Consider the following 18,030-nt stretch of genomic DNA (forward strand, 5'->3'; position numbering starts at 1 on the left):
TTACGGCGCGCCACGCGGCGCCGCACGCGACGACAGGCGCAGCGACAGCAGTTCGGTGATCGCGCTGGGTTCGGCCGGCTTCACCAGGTGCAGGTCGAAGCCCGCCTCGCGGCTCGCCGCCTTCGCGTCCGCGCCGCCCCACCCGGTGAGCGCGATCGCGAGGAACGCGCGGCCCTCGGCATTGGCGCGCATCGCGCGGCAGGCCTCGAAGCCGTTGAGGTCGGGCATGCCGATGTCCATCACCACCGCGTCGGGATGCCACGCCTGCGCGCGCGCGACCGCCTGTCGTCCCTCATAGGCCACCGCGACCTGAAAGCCCGACAGCCGCAGCAGCAACGCCAGCGTATCGGCCGAGGCGCGGTTGTCGTCGACCACCAGCACGCGTTTCCATGCGTGGCCGGCGGCGGAGCGCTCGATGTCCAGCGGCTGCCCGGGAACCTCGACGGTGATGTGCACGAACGCCTGGTCCGCATCGTCCAGTGGCAGGCGCACCATGAATTCGCTGCCCTGCCCCAGTCCGTCGCTGCGCGCCTGGATGCGACCGCCGTGCATCGCCACCAGTTCCTTCGCCACCGCCAGTCCGAGGCCGAGCCCGCTCTGCGCGCGTTCGAGCGACGTGTCCACCTGCATGAAGCTGCCGAAGATCTGTTCCAGATGATCGGCCGCGATGCCGATGCCGTCGTCGCGCACGCACAGCACCGCCTCGTCGCCCTCGCGCGACAGGCACACGCGCACGTGGCCGCCTTCGCGGGTGAACTTGAGCGCATTGCTGAGCAGGTTGCCGAGCACCTGCGTCACGCGCGTGGTATCGGCGAACACCGTCAGCGGCGACGACGCCAGATCGACACCCAGCGTGCGGTTCGCCGCCGCGTACGTCGCCTGCATCGCCTCCACCGCCACGCGCACTTCATGCGTGAGATCGACGCGACGCCGGTGCAGCTCCACCTTGCCGCGACTGATGCGGCTGATGTCGAGCAGGTCGTCGACCATGCGCACCAGGTGCCGCACCTGCCGCTCCATCATGCCGATGGTCGCGACGGCGTCCTCGCGCTCGTTCCACCGGTGCAGCAGCTCCAGGCCGGTGCGCAGCGGCGCCAGCGGATTGCGCAGTTCGTGCGCGAGCGTCGCCAGGAATTCGTCCTTGCGCCGGTCGGCCTGGCGCAGCGCGTGCTCCATGCGCCGACGGTCGGTGATGTCGGCGAACAGCACCGCCACCTTCGGAGCATCGTCCGGGCCGACGCGGAACGCGTACACGTCGAAGTCGCGCTCCAGCGCATCGGCGCGGCGTTCGAAGCGCAGCGGTTCGCCGGTTCGTGCCACCTCGCCGTAGATGTCGAACCAGTCCTGCTCCAGGTCCGGCGCGACCTCCAGCGCTGTGCGTCCGGCGGCGCCGACCAGGCCGGTCTGCCGTTCGAACGCGGGGTTGACCTCGCACAGGCGGTAATCCACCGCGCGTCCTTCCTCGAAGATCATTTCCAGCAGCGCGAATCCCTGGTCGATGGAATCGAACAGGTTGCGGTACTTCTCGTCCGACTGGCGCAGCAGGCCGGCGGCGATCTTTGCCTGGGTGATGTCCTGCGCCAGCCCGGTGACGGTGCGCACGCTGCCGTCCTCGCTGCGCGAGCCGACGGTGGCGCGGTCGTGGATCCAGCGCACGGCGCCGCTGTCGAGGACGATGCGGTATTCGGCGTCGAACGCAACCGCGTCGCCACGCGCGAACGCGTCGTGCAGCGCGCGCACGCGATGCGCGTCGTCGGCGTGGATGCGCTGGAACCACGCATCGCGATGCCGCACCGGTTCGATCGACCACAGGCGTTCGTGCGCGTCGTTGAGGTAGTGGACGCGATCGTGCACGAGGTCCACGACATAGAACGCCGCATCGAGGTTGCGCGCGACCTGCTGGAAACGCTCCTCGCTCTGGCGCAGCTCCGCCTCGGCGCGCGCGCGTTCGACGGCGGCCCAGGTGCGCTCGGCGGTCTCGCGCACCAGTTCGATTTCATGCGCGGTCCATTCGCGCGGACGCACGTCGTTCACGCCGAGCACCGCGATGAAACGCTGGTTCTTCACCAGCGGCACGTTGATGAGCGAGCGGATGCTCAGCGCGCGATAGCGCTCGCGTTCGGCCGGGGCGATGTCGGCGTCGGTTTCCGCGTCGGCCAGCACGAAATCGCGCGCCGCGCGCAGCATGCGCATTTTCTCCGGGCCGTAATCGTCCAGGCGATAACGGCCATCGAGGCTGTGCACGCCGCGGTTGTAGCTGTTGCGCACGCGGCACCAGGCGCCGTTGCGTTCGACCTCGCTGTAATAGCAGCGGTTGACGTCCAGATGCCCGGCGAGCATCGCCATCGCCACGCGCATGATCGCGCCGGCGTCCTCCAGCGGGCGCAACGCGTCGCCCAGCGCGACGAGAAAGCGCTGCGTGCGCGCGCCGTCGCGCAGCACGGCCTCGTCCTGCTTGCGCCCGGTGATGTCCATGACCACGCCGTCCATCCGCAGCGGCTGCGGCGGCGTGCCTTCGAACGAGGTGCGGCCATTCACGCTGATCCAGCGCTGCGATCCATCGGGCCGCAGGATGCGCACGTCCTCGCGCAGCAGCCCGTCGCCGTCGGGATCGAGCGCGCGCTCGACCGCGATGCGGTAGCCGTCGCGGTCGTCCGGATGGATCAGCGTCGCCAGCGCCTCGGCCTGGCTCATCGACGTGGCGGGCGGCAGGCCGAGCAGCGCGAGCAGGCGCGCGTCGAGCACGCCGTGGTCGCCCTGCGGATACCAGATGAAGCTGCCCAGCCCGGCGGCATCCAGCGCGAGCCGGATGCGCAGATCCTGGGCACGCGCCGGATCCTCCGATCGCTCCAGGCTGTGCGTGGTGACGGCCATCCGGCGGGTTCTCCTGCGAAACGCAGACGCCATCGTGTCCCATGGACGTAAGGGCGCTGTCAACGTGCGCGGCGGTTTCGTGTTGCGGATGGCGCTTGCGCTGTCAATCGTGAGCTGCACGCGAGAGTGCAGGAACTGCTCGAAGCGGTAGCCGTTCGAGCGTGTGACATGCAGCGCAGGCGAGTGCGAGCGCATCGCACGTCCTGACCCTCACCTCGGGAACTCCCTCCCATGCGAATGCAGGCGAGGATTGAAGAGGGGGGAAGTGTCCACCGATCACCTCGACGAAGGGCCGTCCCCACTTCGAATCGCCCGCCACTTGACTCATTTCGATATTTCCATAATCATCGAATCATGAACACCGAAGCCGCCCTCAGAGCCCTCACGGCCCTCGGCCATGAAGCCCGGCTCGCCGCCTTCCGCGAACTCGTGCAGGCCGGCCCCGATGGCCTCTCCGTCGGCGAACTGCGCGACCGCCTCGACCTGCCCGCCGCCACGCTCACCGCGCAGCTCAACCTGCTGCGCAATGCCGCGCTGGTCGCCGACGAGCGCGAGGGCCGCGTCATCCGCGTGCGCGCGAACTATCCGCAGATGAACGCACTGATCGCCTACCTCACCGAAAACTGCTGCGCCGGCGCGTCCGCCTGCGCGCCCGATCGCGGCTGCGCGCCGCAACCCCAAGGAGCCACGACGTGAACCGCTTCCACGTGCACCTGAACGTGTCCGACCTCGACCGCAGCATCCGCTTCTATTCGCAGCTCTTCGCCAGCGAGCCCGCCGTGGTGAAGGGCGATTACGCCAAGTGGATGCTCGAAGACCCGCGCGTCAACTTCGCCATTTCCACCACCGGCCGCACGCCGGGCATCGATCACCTGGGCATCCAGGTCGATAGCGGCGACGAGCTCGCCGCGCTCGGAAAGCGCCTGGACGCCGCCGGCGGCACGGTCGAGCCCGAACCGGACGCGACCTGCTGCTACGCACGCTCGGACAAGATGTGGACGGAAGACCCGCAGGGCACGCGCTGGGAAACCTTCCACACCTTCGGCGATGCGGTCACCTACCATGCCGCCGAGGCGACCTGCGCCACCGACGGCGCCGCATGCAGCCCGCGCGCGACACCGGCGCCCATCGCGACGGAACGCGCCGCCTCGCGCTGCACGCCCGCAGCGGGCTGCTGCTGAGGCGCGCCGTGAACCTGCGCCCCGCCACCGTCGCCGAACAGAACGCCATCCGCGCCCTCCTCGTCGAGGGCGCGCTGCCGGTCGACGATCTCGACGAAGCCGACGTGCGCTTCATCGTCGCCGAACGCGACGGGGCCGTGATCGGCGCGATCGGCCTGCAACCGTTCGATCGCGTCGGCCTGCTGCGCTCGCTGGTGGTGCGGGCGCAGGCGCGTGGCGAAGGCGTAGGCGCCGCGCTGGTGCAGGCGCTGGAAGCGCACGCGAGCGAACGCGGTCTGGAACGGCTCGTGCTGCTCACGCTCACCGCGGCGCCGTTCTTCGCCGCGCGCGGCTACGCCGTCATGGCCCGCGACGATGCGCCCGCCGTCGTGCAGGCCAGCGCCGAATTCCGTTCGCTGTGCCCGGCATCGGCCACGTGCATGTCGAAGATGCTTCCCCCCACCGGAAACTCCCGATGAAACGCATCCTGTTCGTCTGCATCGAAAACGCGAACCGCAGCCAGATGGCCGAAGCCTTCGCGCGCATCCACGGCGGCGATCGGGTGGAGGCGCTCAGTGCCGGCTCGAAGCCGTCGGGCCGCATCAACCCGAAGGCGATCCGCTTCATGTCGGAGCTCGGCTACGACCTGAGCGTGCACGAGTCCAAATCGCTGGACGACATCCACGGCGAGTTCGACGCCGTCGTCACCATGGGCTGCGGCGACGATTGCCCCTGGGTGCCGGCGCGCCGCCGCGAGGACTGGGCGCTGCCCGATCCGAAACACATGGACGACGACGGCTACCGCGCCGTGCGCGACGAGATCGCCGCACGCGTGAAAGCCCTGATCGCGGCGTTGTGATGCCACTGTCGCGGAAACTGCTGGCCGAGTTCATCGGCACCGCGCTGCTGCTGGCCGCCGTGGTCGGGTCCGGGATCATGGGCGAAACACTGTCGCGCGGGAACGCCGCGGTCGCGCTGCTGGCGAACGCCGCCGCCACCGCGGGCGCGCTGTACGTGCTGATCGTGCTGTTCGCGCCGATCTCCGGCGCCCACTTCAATCCGGCCGTCACCCTGGCGATGCGGCTGCGCGGCGAACTGGGCCGTGGCGAGTCGGCCGCCTACCTCGTCGTGCAGGCGATCGCCGCCGTCGCCGGCGTATTGCTGGCGCATGCGATGTTCGCGCAGCCGCTGCTGCAGCCCGGCACGCACGCGCGCACGGGCCTAGCGCAATGGGGCAGCGAAGCGGTGGCGACGTTCGGGCTGGTGCTGACCGTCCTGCTCGGCGCGCGACATCGTCCCGCCGCGCTGCCGGCGCTGGTGGCGAGCTACATCTTCGCCGCGTACTGGTTCACGGCGAGCACGTCGTTCGCGAATCCCGCCGTGACCCTCGCGCGCGCGCTGACGCAGACCTTCGCCGGGATCCGGCCGGTCGACGTCGCGGGATTCGTGATGGCGCAGGCGTTCGGGACCATTGGCGCGGTCGTCGCTGCGAAGGCGTTCCGGGTTCCCGCGACCGCCTGACGATCACGCGTCCGCCCAGCGGAAACGTTCGATCACGCGCGACAGCCGGTCGCATGCCGCGTCGAGCCGTGCCTCGTCGGTCGTCGCGACGCCGAGCAGCAATCCCGAATCGCGCGCGCCCGTCGGGTCGTACCACGCCGACAGCGGCACGGGCGCGAGGCCGAACGCCTGCGCTTCCCGGCAGATCGCGGCGTCGTCGGTGCCGTCGGGCAATCGCAACAGTACGGCCAACCCACCTGCCTGCACCGCATGCCCGCGCGCCCGCAACGCCGCCATCAAGGCGTCGCTGCGCGCGGCGTACAGCCGCTTCATGCGGCGCAGATGGCGCAGGTAATGCCCTTCGCGCATGAATCCGGCGACGGCCGTCTGCACCGCCGGCCCGGGCGCGGGCGCGAACGCCATCGCCGCTTCGGCGAAGCGCGGCGCCACCGCCGCGGGCACGACCAGGAATCCCAGCCGCAACGCCGGACTGATCGTCTTGCTGAAGGAGCCGATGTGGATCACGCGGCCGGCGCGATCCAGCGACGCCAGCGCGGGCGCCGCGCGGCGCTTGAGCTGCAGTTCGCCGAGATAGTCGTCCTCGAACACCCACGCCTGCGCGCGCGTGGCCCATTCGATCAGCTGCACGCGACGCGCGAGCGCGAGCGTCCCGCCCAGCGGCGCGTGCTGCCCGGGCGTGACCAGCGCGAGCGCCGCATCGGGCGCGCGCGCGATCGCCTGCGCCACGTCGAGCCCGTCCTCGTCCACGCGCATCGGCACCAGCGACATCCCGGCCAGTTCCAGCGCCATGCGGCCCTGGAAGAATCCGGGGTCCTCCATCCATGCGGTGCGCCCGTCCATGCGCAGCACGCGCAGCGCGAAGGCGAGCGCGCCGGCGTAACCGGTGGTGACGAACACCTGCGAGGGATGGCACTCCAGGCCGCGCGCGATGCGCAGGTGGGCGGCGATCGACTGGCGCAGCTCGAACGTGCCGCGCGGATCGGGATACACCGCCGGCTCGGCGACCTCGGCGCGCGCCGCGTTGGCGCGAAGTCGGGCGAACAGGGGAACCGGAAAGTGATCGGAAGCCGGAACGCCCATCTGGAAGATCGCCGGCCCGGAGAAGAACTCCTGGTACAGCGCGGGCGGCGGATCCGGCTCGGCGGGCGGCTTCGTCGACAGCGCCTTCGCCGCGTGATCCGACACGCGCGTGCCGCCGGCACGCGAAGTCACGACGATCTGGTCGTCGGCAAGCCGCTCGTAGGCCGCCTTCACCGTGCCGCGCGCGACGCCGAGCTGCGCCGCAAGGTCGAGCCACGACGGCAGCCGCGCGCCGGGCGCGAGGCTGCCGCTCTCGATCGCGGCCACGATGCCCTTGCGGATCTGCTCGGTGAGCGTGTCGCGGGCGGAGCGGTCGAGCCTGAATGTGAGCGACGGCGCCATGCCGCATGGTACAGCCGAACTTTCCGTTCCTGGTTCTTTCGACTGCACCGGGATGCGCGCAGGATGCGCTCACCGCCCCCACCGGAGCTTCCCGATGCAAGCCGTCCGTTCCCGCCTGATGCTGTTCGCCGCCGCGATGCTGGCGTTCGCCGGCGGCGCCGTCGCGCACGACGCCACGGGCGCATCGCGCGAATCGGTCGTCGTCGACTTCTCGCGGCCGATCCCCAACGTCCCCGGCAAATCGCTGGTCGCCGTCGAAGTCACGTATCCGCCGGGCGCCGCGTCGCCCGCGCACGTCCATGCCGCTTCGGCCTTCATCTATGCGCACGTGGTGTCCGGCGCGATCGAAAGCCGGATCGACGACGGGCCGGTACGCGTCTATCGCGCCGGCGATTCGTTCCATGAAGACCCCGGCTCGCGCCATTCTGTCAGCCGCAATGCCAGCCAGTCCGAACCGGCGAAGCTGCTCGCCGTGTTCGTCGTCGACACCGGCGATACCGATCTCACCACGCCCACCGAATGAGGAACACGACCATGACCCAGCGACTGGACTACACGAAGGCGGCGCCCGGCGGCGTCAAGGCGTTCGGCAGCGTCTACGGCTACATCATGCAGAGCGGGCTCGACGCGACGCTCGTCGACCTGGTCTACCTGCGCGTGAGCCAGATCAATGGCTGCGCCTACTGCCTGGACATGCACACACGCGAACTGCACGGCAGGGGCGTGCCGATCGAGAAGCTTGCGCTCGTGCAGGCCTGGCGCGAGGCCGGCGAGCTGTTCAGCGAGACCGAACGCGCGGCGCTCGCATGGAGCGAGACGGTGACGCTGGTCGCGCAGACCGGCGTGCCCGACGCCGAGTTCGCCGCCGCCTCGAAGGTGTTCGACGAGAAGCAGCTGTCCGACCTGACCATGGCGATCGGCCTGATGAACGCCTACAACCGCCTGGCGATCAGCTTCCGCCGACCGCCGGCCGCGGCGCTCACCGCGGGCGGCTGATCGTCGCGCCGGCCGACAGGATCAATGCCCCGCTGGCAGGCCGGTGCGCGCGTCGCGATAGGTGCCCAGCCGTTCCACCAGCGATTCGCTGGCGCGGTTGAGCCCGACCACCTCGACCTGCGCGCCGTGCCTGCGCAGCTTGAGCACCACGCGGTCCAGCGCCGCCACGGCGCTGGTGTCCCAGAAGTGCGCGTGGGTGAGGTCGATGACGACCCGCTCCGGCGCATGCAGGTAATCGAAGCTGTTGGCGAACTGGATCGCGCTGGCGAAGAACACCTCGCCGTGGACCTCGTACACGCGCGCGCCGTCCTCGCCGACGCGATCGTCCAGGCGGAGCATCGAACTGGCACGGCGCGCGAACGACAGCGCGGTCAGCAGCACGCCGGTGATGACGCCCTTGGCCAGGTCGTGCGTCGCCACGGTGACGATCACCGTGCCGATCATGATCAGGCTCGCGCTCTTCGGATGCGTCTTCAGCTCGACGAAGCTCTTCCAGTGGAACGTGCCGATGCTGACCATGATCATCACCGCCACCAGCGCGGCCATCGGGATGCGCGACACCCATTCCGACGCGTACACCACGAGCAGCAGCAGCACGACGCCGGCGACGAAGCACGACAGCCGTCCGCGCCCACCGGAGCTGACGTTGATCACCGACTGACCGATCATCGCGCAGCCGGCCATCCCGCCGAACAGGCCCGCGACGATGTTGCCCGCGCCCTGCCCCGCGCATTCGCGGCGGCGGTGGGTCGGCGTGTCGGTCGCGTCCTCGACGATCTGCGCGGTCATCAGCGATTCCAGCAGGCCAACCACCGCCAGCGTCGCCGACACCGGCAGCAGGATCTTCAGCGTGTCCAGCGTCCACGGCACGTCGGGGAACAGGAACGACGGCAGCGCGTCGGGCAGCTCGCCCATGTCGCCCACGGTGCGGATGTCCACGCCGAACCACATGCATGCGGCGGTGAGCACCACGATCGCCACCAGCGGCGACGGCACGGCGCGCGTCACCCGCGGCAGCAGGTAGATGATCGCCAGCGCCGCCGCGCACACCACGTACACCGGCCAGCGCACGCCGATGAGTTCGGGCAGCTGCGCGAGGAAGATCAGGATCGCCAGCGCGTTGACGAAGCCGATCACCACCGAGCGCGAGACGAAGCGCATCAGCGTGTTCAGCCGCAACGCGGCGGCGACGAGTTGCAGCACGCCGGCGACGATCGTCGCGGCGAACAGGTAGTGCAGGCCGTGGTCCTTCACCAGGTCGACCATCACCAGCGCCATCGCGCCGGTCGCGGCGGAGATCATGCCCGGCCGGCCACCGGCGATGGCGGTGATCACCGCGATGCAGAACGACGCGTAGAGGCCGACCTTCGGGTCCACGCCGGCGATGATCGAGAACGCGATGGCCTCGGGGATGAGCGCGAGCGCGACGAGCAGGCCGGACAGGATGTCGCCGCGGACATTGCCGAACCACTGCTCGCGCAGCGACCAGGTGACGGACATGGGATGAACTCCGACGCGCCTTCGCGGCGCGAAACGTGAATGGATGACGGACAGGCCCCTTCGTCCGCCGTGGCGACGGCGGAGCGATGCATCGTGTACGCGGGGGATCAGGGCGGCGTCATCACGCGGAGCGGCATCGGCGAAAGGCCGGCCATTCTACTCCGCCGGGCGCCGCGCTCAATGTCGGGCGATGGCGCGAACCGCGCGGGTGCTCACGCTGCCCCCCGCCGCGCACGAAGTGACCGCCGCCACATTCCTTCACATCGGAACGCGTGGTCGCGTCCACACATGCACGCGTGCGTTCCTGCGCATTCCTGCGTTTCCTAATGCGTTCGAACCCGACTGCGCAAAGCGTCGCGATCCACTCGGCAACATCGCCACGGCTATGGCACGCATGCGACGAAGGTCGCGTGCGATTGCAGCAAAACTGAAACGAACTCTTCCTAGCATCCCGGCCGCCACCGATCGGTGGCGTTTCTTTTTTCTGCCGGCAGGATCCGATGAAACGCACCCACGCACGCAGCCGCAACCGTCTTTCGCTCGCCGTATCGGCGATGCTCGTCCTCATCGCATCCGGCGCAGCAGCCGACGAGGTCAACGACCTCGACGCCGTGCAGGTGATCGCCGACTACGGGTTCCAGCCGGTGGACGTGAAGAAGGCCGCACCGACGATCGTCGATTCGGTGATGAACGACGACATCGAAGCGCCCACCGGCGACAACTCGATCGCCTCGATGGTGATCCAGGTGCCGGGCGTGAGCTTCGAAGGCGACGGCGACGAGCCGCGCTACATCACGGTGCGCGGCATTTCCTCCGACCTCAACGTCACCACCATCGACGGCCTCACCCTGGCGACCACCGGCGAGAACGGCGCCGGCACGCGCCGCGTGAACCTGCAGCTGGTGCCCAGCGACATCTCCGAACGCGTGGACGTGTACAAGGCGTTCACCGCCGAGCAGGACGCGGCGGCGATCGGCGGCGCGATCGACATCGTCACGCGTTCGGCGTTCAACAGCGCCAACCCGTACTTCATGGTCGATGGCTACGGCATCCATTCCAGCTTCGAAGGCCCGGAAGGCGAGAACGCCGGCGGCGCGGGCAAGTCGCACTGGGGCAAGGGCCTGAAGACCGCGTTCGCGCAGCGCTTCGGCAGCGAGGACCAGTTCGGCATCGTGTTCACCGCGCGCTACCAGGACCGCGTGCGCAACTCCAACAAGAACTGGACCGACGCGCGCACCTACTTCGACGCGGACGGCAATACGGTTCCCGCGCCCGATCCCGCGCTCGGCTGGGACGGGCGCAACTCGCTGACCAAGTTCGCCTATGGCGACTACAGCAACACCATCACCAACAAGGGCGCATCGCTGAAGCTGGAATGGCGCCCGCGCGACGACGTCCGCACCTCGCTGATGGGCTATTCGTACAACCGCCGCGAATCCTCGACGATGAATTCGACCGACCTCATCGGCAATCCGAACGAGGTCACCGACCGCACGCAGGACACCGGCCGGGTCGGCGTGGACTACATCCAGTCCACGCTGCGCTACAACCAGTGGGATCGCACCGCGAGCGGGCTGATCTCCGCGCTGGACTGGCGCATCGACGATCGGAACGAGCTGTCCTTCCGCGCCGGCTACACCAAGGAAACCTACGCGGACCTGGAACCCTACGCGCAGGTGCGCACCACGCCCGACGACCAGTCCTACACCTACTGGATGGGCCAGCTGCCGCAGATGACGTCGTACCTGGGCGACACGCTGTCGAACCCGTACCTGCTGCGCACCGCGCGCCTGACCGACAACCACGCCGAAGAGAACGTCCTCGACCTGCGCGCCGACTACGGCTTCAACGCGGGCCCGGGCGCGATGGGCTTCGGATTCAGGGCCGGTGTCGAATACCGCCGCCTGCGCCTGGGCAAGGACGTGGACAGCCTGCGCTACGTCGCCGGCGGCAGCATCGACGACTACATGTACGACCCGGGCTATTCGCATCACGGCAGCAACGGCCTGGTCGTGCCGTGGCTGAACTACGACCGCTTCTGGCCCGCCGTTCCCGGCATGCTGGCGGTCGACGAGGCCGCCACGCGCCAGTACAGTGCCATCAGCGACTACGCCTACGAGGAGGACGTCGCCAACGCCTATCTGTCGCTGCGCTACGCGACGGACGCGACGCAGTACATCGTCGGCCTGCGTTACGACGACACCTCGTTCGAGGGCCGCACGCCGCTCACGGTCGATGGCGTGCTGACCAGCGAATTCGCGCGCCCGCAGGGCGACTACAGGAGCTGGCTGCCGTCGTTCAACGTCGTCCATGACCTGAACGAGCACTGGAAGCTGCGCGGTTCCTTCAGCCGCACCATCGGCCGCCCGACACCGGGCGACATCGCGCAGGCCGAAAGCGAGACCTGCGGCGAGGACACCAGCGGCTGCACGATCACGCGCGGCAACCCGGACCTGAAGCCGCGCCGCGCGAAGAACTACGACGTCGCGCTGGAACGCTACTTCGACGGCGGCAATGCGCTCGTCGCGCTGACCGCGTTCCGCAAGGAGATCGCCGACGACATCTTCACGCTCACCACCGACGTGGAGAACAACGGCGTCGTCGACCGCATCCGCCAGCCGCTCAACGCCGACGAATCGATGGTGCGGGGCCTGGAGCTGTCGCTGGTGAACCGCAGCTTCGCCTTCCACGAGAACCTCGGCGCGTCGCTCAACGTGAGCCGCCTGGATGGCGAGATGCACTACGTCGCCGACGCCGGCCGCCGCACGCTCGACCGCATGCAGTACCAGCCCGACTGGATGGCGAACCTCACGCTCACCTACAACCTGCCGGCGATCCGCGGCGCGGCGCGCCTGTCGGCGAACTACCAGGACGACTACCTCGCCTCGATCGGCTCGACGCCATGGAACGACAAGTTCTTCCGCCACAAGACCACGGTGGACCTGTCGTTCTGGCACCAGGTCGCCGACCGCTGGACGTTCAAGTACGAGATCGACAACCTCCTCGACGCCAAGCCGCAGTGGTTCTACGGCCGCGACATGTACGGAACGCTGTCGCAGGAAGACGAGTACGGCCAGGGCGTGTACTTCCACGTCATCTATTCGCTCGACTGATCGCCACGCGCCGTCGCGTGGCGGCGCCCTTTCGCGGGAACACACCATGATCGATACACGACGCCGCCGCCTGCTGCAGGCCTTCGCCGCCGGTTCCGCCGGCCTGCTGCCCGGCCCCGCGTGGCTGCACGCGCAGGCGCTGCCGCGCAACGTGCTCGCCAGGCCCACGTTCGACCGCGATCCGTTCACGCTCGGCGTGGCATCGGGCGAGCCGGCCTCCGACGGCTTCGTGCTGTGGACGCGCCTGGCGCCGCAGCCGCTCGAACAGGGCGGCGGCATGGTGATGAAGCCCGTCGTGGTGACGTGGGAAATCGCGCAGGACGACGCGTTCCGCCTCATCGTGCGCACCGGCGAGACGCTTGCGCATCCGGAACTCGCGCATTCGGTGCACGTGGAAGTGGAAGGACTCGCGCCCGCGCGGCCGTACTGGTACCGCTTCGTGGTGGGCGATGCGGTGAGCCCGGTCGGCCGCAGCGCGACGCTCCCGGCGTCGGACGCGCGCGTGGATCGCGTGCGCTTCGCGGTCGCCGGCTGCCAGCATTACGAGGAAGGCCACTACACCGCGTGGCGCCGCATCGCCGAAGAGCCGCTCGATTTCGTCTTCCACTACGGCGACTACATCTACGAAGGTCCCGACCGTGGCTCCGGCGAGCGCCGCATGAACGGACGTCCGTTCACGCCGTTGCGCCGCCACGTCGGCGAGGAGATCTACTCGCTCGACGATTACCGCCGCCGCCACGCGCTGTATCGCGGCGACCGCGACCTTCAGGCCGCGCATGCGTCGGCGCCGTGGTTCGTCAGCTTCGACGACCACGAGATCGACAACAACTGGGCCGGCGACAGCGACCAGGACGGTACGCCGCGCGAGCTGTTCCTGTTGCGTCGCGCCGTCGGCATGCAGGCGTTCTACGAACACATGCCGCTGCGACGCGCGTCGCTTCCGGTCGACGGCGCGATGCGCATGCATCGACGCGCCGGTTTCGGCGACCTGCTGCAGGCGCACTTCCTCGACACGCGCCAGTACCGCAGCGACCAGGCCAACGGCGATCGCGACGCCGCGCAGGACGCCGTCGCGCGCGCGCCGGAACGCAGCATGCTCGGTCGCGAGCAGGAACGATGGCTGCACGACGGCCTGCGCCCCGATCACCACCGCTGGCACGTCATCGCGCAGCAGGTCGGCCTGGCCAACCTCGCCATGCAGCCGCGCGGCCCGGGCAGCGACGTGGTGTATTCGATGGACCAGTGGTCCGGCTACCTCGCCAATCGTCGCCGCCTGCTCGGCCACATCGAACAGTCGGGCATGAAGAACGTGGTGACGGTGTCGGGCGACGCGCACCGTCATTTCGCCAGCGACCTGCTGCAGGACGGCGAGGAATCGAAGGTGATCTCGAGCGAGTTCCTGGCGACTTCGATCACGTCCGGTTCCGACGGCATCGGCGAGGACGACGACTTCACCCGCACCACGCGCAGCCTCAACCCGCACCTGAAGGCGATGGTCGACAAGCGCGGCTACGCGCTTTGCGACGTGACGCGCGAGACGTGGACGGCGGAGCTGAAGGTACTCGACCGCGTGATGGTGCCCGACGAACCGGTGAAGGTGCATGCGCGGTTCGCGATCGAGCACGGGCGGCCGGGGATGCAGCGGGGCTGACGCTTGCGGGACCGGCGACCGGAGACCCGGACCCGTGAAAGCAGGAGGAAAGCCTTTGCGCTGGCTCTTCACCCGTCCCCGATTCCCGGTCCGAAAAGCAACGTCGTAACCAGGTGACGCCGTCGTGAAGCGACGGCATCGCACGTTGCATGCCACCTTGGAAAAATCGCCTGCGTGGCGCGCCATCGCCGCACGCACGGTGTATGTTCGCCGCATACCGAGGGCGAACGCGATGACGACACCATCCGGGCCTCAGGCCGCCCCAGACCGCACTGCACCGCCGCCGGGCGAGGACGAGGCAGCGGCGACGCAGTCGCAACTCGCAGGCATGATCCTGCTGCACCAGCTCAGCGAGGAACTGGTCGGCGCGGAAGACGAAAGTGCGCTCTACCAGAAGCTGGTGAACGCGGCGGTCGCGATCATGCGTTCGGACTTCGGCAGCCTGCAGGTGCTCGAAGCCGGCGGTCGCGGTCCGCAGTTGCGCCTGATCGCCGCGCACGGATTCACGCCGCACGCGCAGCACCACTGGGCCGTCGTCGACGCCGATTCGAACTGCATCTGCGGGCTCGCGTTGCGCAGGGGCGAGCGCGTGATCTCGTCGGATCTCGTACGCGACGCGCTCATCCCGCAGGATGACCTGGCCGTGTATCTGGACACCGGCATGCTCGCCGTGCAGAGCTCGCCGCTGATCACGCGCCACGGCCGCCTGCTCGGCATGCTCTCCACGCACTGGCGCCGCACGTACGCGCCCACGGCCGACCAGCTGCGGCTGTTCGACATCCTCGTGCGCCAGGCCGCGGAGCTGATCGAACGCAACCAGGTCGACGCCGCGCTGCGCGAACGCGAGGCCTGGCTCGCCGGACAGAAGGAAGCGATGCAGGCGGCGATGGACGGCGCGCCGCTGGAGGTCTCGCTCGGCGTGCTTGCGCGCACCGCGACGCAGCAGCTCGACGACGGCGTGCGCGCGGCGTTCTACCTGTCCGATGTGGACGGAAAGCAGCTGAACCACGTCGTCGGCATGGACGAGACCTACGCGCAGGCGGTGAACGGCTTCCTCATCGGGCCCGAATCGCTCGCGTGTGGGCTTGCCACCGCCACCGGCGAGGCCGTGCTTACCAGCGACGTACGCGAGGATCCGCGCTGGCAGCCCTGGCTGTGGCTCGCCGAGCGTTTCGGCTATCGCGCCTGCTGGAGCTTCCCGATCCACACCTCGGCCGGTTCGTTCGTCGGCACCTTCGCGCTGTACTGGCCGCAGCCGCACGAAGCGACGCCGCGCCACATCGACCTGGCCGCGCGGCTCACCCAGACCGCCGCGATCATCATCTCGCGCGACATCGAAGCCACCGCGCGCCGCCGCACCGCCGCGGCCTTGCGCGAAAGCGAAGCGGCGCTGCGCGACGCCGGGCGGCGCAAGGACGAGTTCCTCGCAATGCTCGCGCACGAGCTGCGCAACCCGATCGCGGCGATCCGCAACGCCAGCTACCTGCTGCTCAACCATCCCGATTCGGTCGCCACCGCGCGGTGTTCGGCGCTGATCGACCGGCAGGTCGCGTTGCTGACCGAGCTGGTCGACGACCTGCTCGACGTCTCGCGCATCACGCGCGGCCTGGTCACGCTGCGGCGCGAGCCCTGCGAACTGCAGGCCATCGCGCGCAACGCGCTGTCGAGCCTGCAGCCGATGATCGCCGGCAAGGGCCACCGCCTGGAGTTCGCCGCGCCGGAGCTGCCCGTGCGCGTGATCGGCGATCCGGGACGCATCGAGCAGATCGTGGTGAACCTGGTCTGCAACGCGGTGAAGTACACCGATCCGGGCGGTCGCATCGGCGTGACGATCCAGGCGCACGACGGCGCGGCGGAACTGCGCGTGAGCGACGACGGCATCGGCATGTCGCCGGAAGTGACCGGGCGCGTGTTCGATCTGTTCGCGCAGGCCGAGCGCGGGCTGGCGCGCTCGCAGGGCGGGCTCGGCATCGGCCTGACCATCGTCAAGCAGCTGGTCGAACTGCACGGCGGCACGGTGCGGGCCTTCAGCGAAGGAACGGGGCGCGGCTCGGAATTCACCGTGCGCCTGCCGCTGGCCCAGGTTCCGTATGCGCACGTGGACGCGAGCCGCGAACCACAGCGCGCGAACCCGCTGGCCGCGCACCGCGTGCTGGTCGTCGACGACCGCGAGGACTGCGTGGATTCGATGGCCGCGCTGCTGGAGATCCACGGCGCGCAGGTGCGCACCGCGAGCAACGGCGTCCGCGCGCTGGAGCTGATCCGCGCGTGGAAGCCGGACATCGTGCTGCTCGACCTGGGCCTGCCCGACATCGACGGTTTCGAGGTCGCACGCCGCGTGCGCGCGGACCCCGATGGCCACGCCGTGCTGCTGGCCGCGGTGAGCGGCTACGGACAGCCGGACGATGTGGAGCGCGCGCTCGCCGCGGGCTTCGACCGGCACTTCATCAAGCCGGTGGACATTCCGGAGCTGGTGCGGTGGTTGCAGGAGGTGTCGCTTGCTGCGGCGGGCGCGACAGCGAAGGTCTGATCGCACCGCTGGAAACAGAAAGCCCCGCTTCCGCGGGGCTTTCCTGCATGCAGCGCGGTGGCGCGGCGATCACCGCACCTGCGCCAGCTCCACGCCGTCCAGCCCGGCCGCGAGCGTCTTCGCGTCGCCGCCCTGCGCCAGCTTGATGCGCAGGCGCACTTCGTTCTGCGAGTCGGCGTAGCGCAGCGCGTCCTCGTAGGAGATCTCGCCGGCCTGGTACAGCTCGAACAGGCTCTGGTCGAAGGTCTTCATGCCCAGCTGCACGGAGTCCTTCATCACTTCCTTGAGCTTGTGGATCTCGCCGTCGCGGATGTAGTCCTGCACCAGCGGCGTGCCCAGCAGGATTTCCATCGCCACGCGACGGCCCTTGCCGTCGGGCGTGGGGATCAGCTGCTGCGCGACCACGCCCTTGAGGTTCAAGGACAAGTCCATCAGCAACTGCTGGCGGCGGTCTTCCGGGAAGAAGTTGATGATGCGGTCCATCGCCTGGTTGGCGTTGTTCGCGTGCAGCGTGCACAGCACCAGGTGGCCGGTTTCGGCGAAGGCGATGGCGTGGTCCATGCCTTCGCGCGTGCGCACCTCGCCGATCATGATCACGTCCGGCGCCTGGCGCAGCGTGTTCTTCAGCGCCGCTTCCCAGCTGTCGGTGTCGATGCCGACCTCGCGCTGCGTGATGATGCAGCCCTCGTGCTTGTGCACGAATTCGATCGGGTCCTCGATGGTGATGATGTGGCCGGTCGAATTGAGGTTGCGGTAGCCGATCATCGCCGCCAGCGAGGTCGATTTACCGGTGCCGGTCGCGCCGACGAAGATGATGATGCCGCGCTTGGTCATCGCCAGTGTCTTGATCACCGGCGGCAGGTTCAGCTCTTCCACCGTCGGGATCTTGGTCTCGATGCGACGCAGCACCATGCCGACCTGGTTGCGCTGGTAGAAGCAGCTCACGCGGAAGCGGCCGACGCCGGCGACGCCGATGGCGAAGTTGCACTCGTGCGTCTTCTCGAATTCCTCGCGCTGCTGCGGGCTCATCACGTTGAGCACCATGTCGCGCGACTGCTGCGGCGTCAGCGGGTTCTGGGTGATCGGCGCGATCTTGCCGTGCACCTTCATCGACGGCGGCATGCCCGCGGTGATGAACAGGTCCGACGCCTTCTGGTGCGCCATCAGCTTCAGGAACGAAGTGAAGTCGATGGCGCCGGTGGCGGCGTTGACGGCGGGCGTGGCGCCTGGAGTGCTGGTGCTCATGTGTGTCCCCTTTGGGCA

The 18,030-nt window shown here is 69.1% G+C and carries 14 protein-coding genes; 10 read left to right on the plus strand and 4 right to left on the minus strand.

The window, feature by feature from the left end; all coding sequences use genetic code 11:
- Nucleotides 1-2,874: an ATP-binding protein gene (locus AC3ANK_RS14565; protein ID WP_484171507.1), complete on the minus strand. Its 2,874-nt coding sequence runs from the start codon at nt 2,872-2,874 to the stop codon at nt 1-3.
- 354 nt (nt 2,875-3,228) lie between these two features.
- Between AC3ANK_RS14565 and AC3ANK_RS14570 the strand changes: the two genes are divergently transcribed.
- From AC3ANK_RS14570 to AC3ANK_RS14590, 5 genes are read left to right on the plus strand one after another with little or no spacing between them, the layout of a single operon-like run.
- On the plus strand, nt 3,229-3,570 hold the full coding sequence (locus AC3ANK_RS14570; protein ID WP_206861442.1) for an ArsR/SmtB family transcription factor: 342 nt from the start codon (nt 3,229-3,231) through the stop codon (nt 3,568-3,570).
- Nucleotides 3,567-4,055 carry an ArsI/CadI family heavy metal resistance metalloenzyme gene (locus AC3ANK_RS14575; protein WP_206861443.1) on the plus strand — a complete coding sequence of 163 codons (489 nt, stop codon included), beginning with the start codon at nt 3,567-3,569 and terminating at the stop codon, nt 4,053-4,055. Before AC3ANK_RS14570 ends, AC3ANK_RS14575 begins: the two co-directional genes overlap by 4 nt.
- Nucleotides 3,974-4,513 (plus strand): arsenic resistance N-acetyltransferase ArsN2, encoded by a 540-nt coding sequence (gene arsN2 / locus AC3ANK_RS14580; RefSeq protein ID WP_206861444.1) that lies wholly within the window; start codon nt 3,974-3,976, stop codon nt 4,511-4,513. Before AC3ANK_RS14575 ends, arsN2 begins: the two co-directional genes overlap by 82 nt.
- A complete protein-coding gene (locus AC3ANK_RS14585) occupies nt 4,510-4,893 on the plus strand; it encodes an arsenate reductase ArsC (RefSeq protein WP_206861445.1) in 384 nt (127 codons plus the stop codon). Before arsN2 ends, AC3ANK_RS14585 begins: the two co-directional genes overlap by 4 nt.
- Nucleotides 4,893-5,555 carry an aquaporin gene (locus AC3ANK_RS14590; RefSeq protein WP_242525136.1) on the plus strand — a complete coding sequence of 221 codons (663 nt, stop codon included), beginning with the start codon at nt 4,893-4,895 and terminating at the stop codon, nt 5,553-5,555. Before AC3ANK_RS14585 ends, AC3ANK_RS14590 begins: the two co-directional genes overlap by 1 nt.
- A 3-nt stretch (nt 5,556-5,558) precedes the next feature.
- On the opposite strand, the gene pdxR is transcribed toward AC3ANK_RS14590, so the two are convergent.
- Nucleotides 5,559-6,977, minus strand: coding sequence for a MocR-like pyridoxine biosynthesis transcription factor PdxR (pdxR, locus tag AC3ANK_RS14595; RefSeq protein ID WP_206861447.1), 1,419 nt, complete (start codon nt 6,975-6,977; stop codon nt 5,559-5,561).
- Between the two features lie 94 nt (nt 6,978-7,071).
- On the opposite strand from pdxR, the gene AC3ANK_RS14600 reads away from it, so the two are divergent.
- Together AC3ANK_RS14600 and AC3ANK_RS14605 are read left to right on the plus strand one after the other, a co-directional pair.
- Nucleotides 7,072-7,500, plus strand: a complete 429-nt coding sequence (locus AC3ANK_RS14600) for a cupin domain-containing protein (protein ID WP_242525137.1) — start codon at nt 7,072-7,074, stop codon at nt 7,498-7,500.
- 11 nt (nt 7,501-7,511) lie between these two features.
- Nucleotides 7,512-7,973, plus strand: a complete 462-nt coding sequence (locus tag AC3ANK_RS14605) for a carboxymuconolactone decarboxylase family protein (protein WP_206861448.1) — start codon at nt 7,512-7,514, stop codon at nt 7,971-7,973.
- 21 nt (nt 7,974-7,994) lie between these two features.
- Here the strand turns inward: AC3ANK_RS14605 and AC3ANK_RS14610 are convergent, their stop codons facing one another.
- Nucleotides 7,995-9,473 carry a SulP family inorganic anion transporter gene (locus tag AC3ANK_RS14610; protein ID WP_242525138.1) on the minus strand — a complete coding sequence of 493 codons (1,479 nt, stop codon included), beginning with the start codon at nt 9,471-9,473 and terminating at the stop codon, nt 7,995-7,997.
- Between the two features lie 500 nt (nt 9,474-9,973).
- Between AC3ANK_RS14610 and AC3ANK_RS14615 the strand changes: the two genes are divergently transcribed.
- The 3 genes from AC3ANK_RS14615 (at nt 9,974) to AC3ANK_RS14625 (ending at nt 16,767) form a co-directional block, all read left to right on the plus strand.
- Entirely contained in the window at nt 9,974-12,586 is a 2,613-nt protein-coding gene (locus tag AC3ANK_RS14615; protein ID WP_206861449.1) for a TonB-dependent receptor, read from the plus strand.
- Nucleotides 12,587-12,632: 46 nt separating this feature from the next.
- On the plus strand, nt 12,633-14,237 hold the full coding sequence (locus tag AC3ANK_RS14620; RefSeq protein ID WP_206861450.1) for an alkaline phosphatase D family protein: 1,605 nt from the start codon (nt 12,633-12,635) through the stop codon (nt 14,235-14,237).
- 232 nt (nt 14,238-14,469) lie between these two features.
- Nucleotides 14,470-16,767 carry a hybrid sensor histidine kinase/response regulator gene (locus AC3ANK_RS14625; RefSeq protein ID WP_484171508.1) on the plus strand — a complete coding sequence of 766 codons (2,298 nt, stop codon included), beginning with the start codon at nt 14,470-14,472 and terminating at the stop codon, nt 16,765-16,767.
- A gap of 69 nt (nt 16,768-16,836) precedes the next feature.
- On the opposite strand, the gene AC3ANK_RS14630 is transcribed toward AC3ANK_RS14625, so the two are convergent.
- Nucleotides 16,837-18,012 carry a PilT/PilU family type 4a pilus ATPase gene (locus AC3ANK_RS14630; protein WP_206861452.1) on the minus strand — a complete coding sequence of 392 codons (1,176 nt, stop codon included), beginning with the start codon at nt 18,010-18,012 and terminating at the stop codon, nt 16,837-16,839.
- Nucleotides 18,013-18,030 lie beyond the last annotated feature (18 nt).

This window comes from Lysobacter sp. SCRH-1R, from assembly GCF_057747855.1.

Bases quoted from the DNA above. Each gene is read 5' to 3' on its own strand.
- AC3ANK_RS14615 (WP_206861449.1), top strand. From the start codon at position 9,974: ATGAAACGCACCCACGCACGCAGCCGCAACCGTCTTTCGCTCGCCGTA.
- AC3ANK_RS14600 (WP_242525137.1), top strand. From the start codon at position 7,072: ATGCAAGCCGTCCGTTCCCGCCTGATGCTGTTCGCCGCCGCGATGCTG.
- AC3ANK_RS14605 (WP_206861448.1), top strand. From the start codon at position 7,512: ATGACCCAGCGACTGGACTACACGAAGGCGGCGCCCGGCGGCGTCAAG.
- AC3ANK_RS14630 (WP_206861452.1), bottom strand. From the start codon at position 18,012: ATGAGCACCAGCACTCCAGGCGCCACGCCCGCCGTCAACGCCGCCACC.
- AC3ANK_RS14610 (WP_242525138.1), bottom strand. From the start codon at position 9,473: ATGTCCGTCACCTGGTCGCTGCGCGAGCAGTGGTTCGGCAATGTCCGC.
- pdxR (WP_206861447.1), bottom strand. From the start codon at position 6,977: ATGGCGCCGTCGCTCACATTCAGGCTCGACCGCTCCGCCCGCGACACG.
- AC3ANK_RS14590 (WP_242525136.1), top strand. From the start codon at position 4,893: ATGCCACTGTCGCGGAAACTGCTGGCCGAGTTCATCGGCACCGCGCTG.
- AC3ANK_RS14625 (WP_484171508.1), top strand. From the start codon at position 14,470: ATGACGACACCATCCGGGCCTCAGGCCGCCCCAGACCGCACTGCACCG.
- AC3ANK_RS14565 (WP_484171507.1), bottom strand. From the start codon at position 2,874: ATGGCCGTCACCACGCACAGCCTGGAGCGATCGGAGGATCCGGCGCGT.
- AC3ANK_RS14585 (WP_206861445.1), top strand. From the start codon at position 4,510: ATGAAACGCATCCTGTTCGTCTGCATCGAAAACGCGAACCGCAGCCAG.
- AC3ANK_RS14570 (WP_206861442.1), top strand. From the start codon at position 3,229: ATGAACACCGAAGCCGCCCTCAGAGCCCTCACGGCCCTCGGCCATGAA.
- AC3ANK_RS14620 (WP_206861450.1), top strand. From the start codon at position 12,633: ATGATCGATACACGACGCCGCCGCCTGCTGCAGGCCTTCGCCGCCGGT.
- arsN2 (WP_206861444.1), top strand. From the start codon at position 3,974: ATGCAGCCCGCGCGCGACACCGGCGCCCATCGCGACGGAACGCGCCGC.